The sequence below is a fragment of the Staphylococcus sp. GDH8C109P genome (assembly GCF_017893405.1).
Taxonomy (GTDB): Bacteria; Bacillota; Bacilli; order Staphylococcales; family Staphylococcaceae; genus Staphylococcus; species Staphylococcus cohnii.
Window position 1 is genome coordinate 1 of record NZ_JAESMX010000021.1, and the last position, 5,584, is coordinate 5,584.

4 protein-coding genes are annotated in these 5,584 nt (G+C 36.1%); 2 read left to right on the forward strand and 2 right to left on the reverse strand.

What is annotated here, in order from left to right:
* Positions 1 to 345: 345 nt before the first annotated feature.
* Both KA867_RS11260 and KA867_RS11265 read right to left on the reverse strand, forming a co-directional pair.
* Positions 346 to 1,494: a relaxase/mobilization nuclease domain-containing protein gene (locus KA867_RS11260; protein WP_032495716.1), complete on the reverse strand. Its 1,149-nt coding sequence runs from the start codon at positions 1,492 to 1,494 to the stop codon at positions 346 to 348.
* Positions 1,476 to 1,805, reverse strand: a complete 330-nt coding sequence (locus tag KA867_RS11265; protein ID WP_032495715.1) for a MobC family plasmid mobilization relaxosome protein — start codon at positions 1,803 to 1,805, stop codon at positions 1,476 to 1,478. The genes KA867_RS11260 and KA867_RS11265 overlap by 19 nt, the downstream gene beginning before the upstream one ends.
* 952 nt (positions 1,806 to 2,757) lie before the next feature.
* Here KA867_RS11265 and KA867_RS11270 point away from each other — a divergent pair.
* Together KA867_RS11270 and KA867_RS11275 are read left to right on the forward strand one after the other, a co-directional pair.
* The gene (locus tag KA867_RS11270; protein WP_015059961.1) at positions 2,758 to 3,408 is read left to right on the forward strand and encodes a replication/maintenance protein RepL; all 651 of its coding nucleotides are present in this window, start codon (positions 2,758 to 2,760) and stop codon (positions 3,406 to 3,408) included.
* Between the two features lie 650 nt (positions 3,409 to 4,058).
* On the forward strand, positions 4,059 to 5,584 hold a 1,526-nt coding region (locus KA867_RS11275; RefSeq protein WP_210138071.1), incomplete at its 3' end, for a Vga family ABC-F type ribosomal protection protein.

The following is a 5,584-nucleotide window of genomic DNA, read 5'->3' on the forward strand; positions in this document are numbered from 1 at the left end:
ATTTCAAAGATTATTGAAAGAAAAGAAAGAACTGACTAGAGGGGAATAAAGCAAACCTATTGATATGTTCCCACGAACGTCCCATTAAGTCGACATGTCCTTGCATACGAGCCTTTCACTAAAATCGAAAATACATCCACTTTATCTATTCGTCCTATACAGACTTGACAATATTGGATAACATAGCTTACAACCCTCTAGAGCTAAAGCAGAAAGGACTGGCATAAAGCCAGTCTTTTTAATTAACTAAGGAGCAAATAGAGAATTGGAACAGTAATTGCACTTGTAGCAACACCATATTTTAAAGCATCAATGATATTCGTAACCAATGCCCCATGCTTTGCACTAGAGACTAAGTCCATCGTCTCTTGTCTTGCTTTTTTGACGACGCTGTTTAGATTGTTCTGCATGTTCCTCACGCTCGACTTGATTTCCTCGTTCATTTCTTCCAATTGAGCGTTGTTCGTCTTTTGAAGTTCCCCCAGTGCTTGAATGGTCCTGTTGTTGTTCCTTTGAATTTCCTCGTGTCCATCTATCAAAATCTTTTGCAAAACTTCGGTGTTTTCTTTCAACATCTTCTCTTGCTCGTTCAAGATTGACTGCATGTTCCTCATGACTTCGTCCGATTTCGACTGGATTTGATTCAATTGATTGTGAATCGTGACTTCTTTCGCCATTTCCTCGTTCATGTGAACTCTGATATAACTTTTCATTAGTTCGTTGAGTTCCCTGGTCTCTTGAAACAGTTCGCTCATGCTCCTGTTCTCGTTCAGCTTGTCTTGTAAAGACATTTTCTAGCCCCTCCTTTTCATAGTCAGCACCCAATTTATTAGCCCGTATAAAGCGTTCTCGTTCTGGATGTTTAAAACTAAGTGTTTTACCCCTCAATTTCGTTTCGACCCCGTAAACGTCATTTAAATGCTTTTTAAAGCTATCAAAGTTTGTTGAATTATTTCGAGAGTATTCAATCGCTTCACGCAATTCATCTTTCCAAGATGGTTTATTTTTTTCTAGTAAATGTTGTTCTGCCAAAGTATGACGAACACTAGCGTTATGCTCTGTAACTATTGATAAATCATGATTTTTGCATACTTCATCGCTCAATGATCTAGCACGCTCAATTGCTTCCTTTCCATGTGCTTGATACTTTTTACCAGTTTCAAAGTTAACTGAATTTATCACGATATGATTATGAATATGGTCTTTATCTGCATGTGTGTAAACAGCTACTTCATGGTTTTTAGCTAATTTCTCAGCTAATTCTAAACCTACTTGATTCGCTTTCTCTGGTGTAACCTCGTTAGGTTTGAATGACTGGATAACATGATGTGCTTGTATTCCATCATTTTTAGAAAAAAGTTCCCTTGTTTGCTTCATTTGTGACTTTGCATAATCAATATCAAGATTATAGCCATCTTTCACAACTGCCCTTTTTTCTGCATAGTTGCATAATCGACTAGCAGAACGAGTTGTACCTAGCTGAATTGTTGCCATATTGCATGCAACTCCTTTTTGATAGCTTGTAATTCTTCGCTATCAATCGCCCCAGCGCTTGCATTTGCTCGCCTAGTCAATTGATTCACGTTGTTCCCAATTGCTCGCAACTGCTTTGCTATCTCAATTGCCCCCGATTTATCAATTTTCGATGGCTTCATTCGATAGCCCATTGCCCGCTTTTTTGCAAAAGCTGGCACGCTCATATGAAACGTATCAGCAATTTGCTGTAACCTTTCATATTCGCTGTCGTCCACTCGAAATTTAATCTGCCGACTACTCGCCCGATTTTCTTTCCTCGTTCCCGACATACAACCACCTCACTATGCTCATTTTTCAATCGCATATCATACAAATTAAATGCTCGCTATTCACTCTCATTGTAACTTGTATTGTGAGGATTGGCAAGCTCTATATTTGGTACCCAAATAAGCTTGTTTTTGCTGTCGCAAAAATGCCCCCTAACCCCCATTTACATGGGGGGATTAAGACCTTGCCTTTTTGAAAAAAGGCAACCCCAAAAACTTTCACATATCAAGCCCCCAACCCCCGAATCTTCGGGGGCTCCCTCGCCGGTAGGCAGGTCGAAAAAATGGTTTTTCGACAAGCCAAGAGGGTACTTTTGCGTATGTGTCAATTCCTTAAATTCTCACTTCATGGATCAGCAAAAACCGCTGACCCATTCCGTTGCGATTTACCATTGACACATACCATATTTAGCTTTCTTCCAGTCAGAAAGCTTTTAACCATATTTCGCAATGCCTTTGAACTTGGTCTTTCCCCCCTATTTCGGTTGAGGGAGTGAGGCTGGGGGTGTGGGGGCTAGCCCCCGCATAACGAATTCTATACATAGCGAAAGAATCACATTATCGCCGACACTCTTAACGGTTTTTCGGCTACACTGGACAAGCGAACGAGCGAATACTCAATATCCCTATTTCGTATATCGGTCGTTCGGCGAAGCCTAGACAGCCGAAAAATTTCGGAATGCAAGGGGTAAAGGCGTGGAGATTTTTTAGGTGGTTTTCCTAAAAAATACTACCCGACCCTTGCATGTAGAAAAGTGCCTTATAGAAGATATAAGAGTGAATATAAGCTAGTTGTTGTCATATCAATGGATAGAGCGTTTTTTACTAGTCATGGTGTGATTACTATACTAGTCATGGGGTGACTAGTATTAGAGCACTAGATAGTCACTATAAGACTTGACTTTAGTCAAACAATATCATAGAATGGTCATTAATGACGATAGAATAACCATAAATGAGCAGTATACTAATCACACCATGGTCAGTAATGATACAAGTTGTATCAAAAATGATACATATACGTATCACAGCGTGTTACATATTCGAAAAAGGGGAGAAAGTAATAATGGCTGAAATACATGTAGGAGCAGAAAGAGAAGTTCTAAAACCTAATTCTATGAGTTTTGAAGAGCGTAAGATCCAAATGGAGAAGGAAGAAGAAATCGAAAAGGAAATTCGCAAGAGAGATAAAAACAGTCCTTACAAGAGGTGGATACAGTTAAATAAAGACGCTTATAAAGCAGAAGATTGGCTAATGGCAAAATCACCAATAGCATATAGAATTTTTAAATTCTTAATAAATAATATGGATTCATACAACGCTGTAATGTGCTCTTATAAAGTCTTAGAGGAACAATTCGAAGTAAGTACTTCAACGGTAACAAGAGCCGTTAAATTGCTTAAAGATAAGCAATACATTGATGTATATAAATCAGGTACATCAAACGTATATGCAGTTAATAAACAAATTGCTTGGAACAGTTGGGGAAGTAATTTCAAGCATGGTAAATTTAGTGCGAATGTTATTCTTTCTGAAAGCGAACAAGATAAACAAACTAAATTAAAAATTCAAAGACATAAAGAGGTTACTTTAGAAGAAATTTAACATCACGTTAAATCAATATAACATACAGGTTGGAGATGGTAGATAAAGAACCTTATCTCTATTCACAGCTTATCGTAACAAAAATTGAACACTTAGGTGAAAAATGTTTGTCTAAGCGTTATTAGTAGCCAATGTTAGACTAGAAATGTTCGTGATAATAGTTAAGCAAGTTTGCTGTACGAGAAGCGAGAAAATGAATTAAGAGAAAACATTACAAGTAGTTTAGAAAACATTCCAGAAAGATGGCTCGGGAATCTCTTAAATTGTAGCTCCCATCCGATTAGTTATTTTCGCTTTGATCAGAATAAGATTTAATTTCTTATCTAAGTAAAGCATAGAAATATTGACAGAGACATATAGAAAGCTTATATTTAGATTAAATGATACGAGAAAGGGTGTTACTATATCACAATGAACAATTAATCCTATTTATTAAAGAAAATCAACATAAAATAGTGAGTCAATAACTTAAGCTAGGTTATTTGTGGAGCGTTTTATGTATCATTTTCAGAATAGGATTGTATTGTGCAATGTGGTTTACCCTAATTTTGTAATGCTTTTTTAGGTGTATACTTACAAATTTTACTGACCTCCTATTCTGAATGGAATTAGGGGGTTTTTATATCCCCTCAAAATAAGGAGATGGGATTATGCTATTATTTGAAGGAACATCAATCAAAAAACAATTACATGACAGAGTGCTATTTGATATTGATTTAATACAAGTGCATGATAATCAACGTATAGGCTTAGTAGGTAGGAATGGAACAGGAAAAACAAGCCTATTAAAAATTATTACAGGTGAAGAATTACCTGATGAAGGTAATATCTCTCCTTTTACCTCTGTGAAATTAGTGCCACAATTTAAAGAATCAAGATTGGAGAAAAGTGGTGGCGAAATAACACAGCAATATTTACAGAACGCATTCAATGGGAATCCAGGCTTACTGCTTTTAGATGAACCGACAACACACTTAGATACGGAAAGAATTGCTTGGCTAGAAAAAAAGATAAGAAACTATCAAGGAGCAGCTGTCGTAGTATCTCATGATCGGACATTTTTAAATAATGTATGTACTGACATATGGGAAATTGAAAAAAATACGTTAAAAATATTTAAAGGAAATTATGATGAATATGCAAAGCAAAAAGAAATACTTAAAAAACAAAAACAAACTGAATTTGAAAAGTATGAACGTGAGAAACAAAAATTAGAAAGAGCAATACGTCAAAAAGAAGAAAGAGCTCAACGAGCAACAAAAAAACCTAAGAATCTAAGTTCATCTGAAGCGAGAATAGTGGGTGCTAAAACCCACTACGCCAACATACAGAAAAAGCTGAGAAGTTCGGCAAAAGCTTTAGAAACAAGACTGGAACAATTGGATAAGGTTGACAAGGTGAAAGAGCTGCCTGAAATTAAGATGGATATGTTAAATGAAGAAAACTTAACAAACCAATCTGTATTACGTGCTGAAAATATTAAGGGAGAGATTGAAGAACGTAAGCTCTGGGAACCCTTTAGCTTATATTTATATGGAGGAGATAAAGTTGCTATCATTGGAAAAAATGGCTCAGGTAAAACAACGTTGCTTAAAAAAATAGTGAAGCAAGATGAAGGAGTGACAATTCCAGAAAAAGTAAAGATAGGTTACTTCTCTCAACACTTAACCATCCTAAATGATGAGAAATCAATCATAGAAAATGTACAATCGACCTCTAGTCAAAATGAGACATTAATAAGAACAGTTTTAGCAAGAATGCATTTTTGGGATGAAGATGTCTATAAAAAGGTAGGCATATTAAGTGGTGGTGAAAAAGTAAAGCTAGCTTTAGCTAAACTATTTTTAAGTGAGGTGAATATGCTCGTTTTAGATGAGCCGACTAACTTTTTAGACATTGCAGCTTTAGAAGCGCTAGAAACATTAATGAAAAGTTATCATGGAACGATTCTATTTGTTACTCACGACCGAATGTTAGTAAAAAATATAGCTACAAAAATAATTGATATAAAAGATGGTAAGATAACAGTATTCGATGGATCGTACGAAGCATATGAAGAGTGGCTGGAGAATAAAACAAAGTCTAACAATGATGACCAACTTTTATTAATTGAAACTAAAATATCTGATGTTCTGGGTAGGTTGAGCTTGGAACCTTCGCAAGAGTTAGAAGATGA

Bases quoted from the DNA above. Each gene is read 5' to 3' on its own strand.
- KA867_RS11265 (WP_032495715.1), bottom strand. From the start codon at position 1,805: ATGTCGGGAACGAGGAAAGAAAATCGGGCGAGTAGTCGGCAGATTAAA.
- KA867_RS11260 (WP_032495716.1), bottom strand. From the start codon at position 1,494: ATGGCAACAATTCAGCTAGGTACAACTCGTTCTGCTAGTCGATTATGC.
- KA867_RS11270 (WP_015059961.1), top strand. From the start codon at position 2,758: ATGAGCAGTATACTAATCACACCATGGTCAGTAATGATACAAGTTGTA.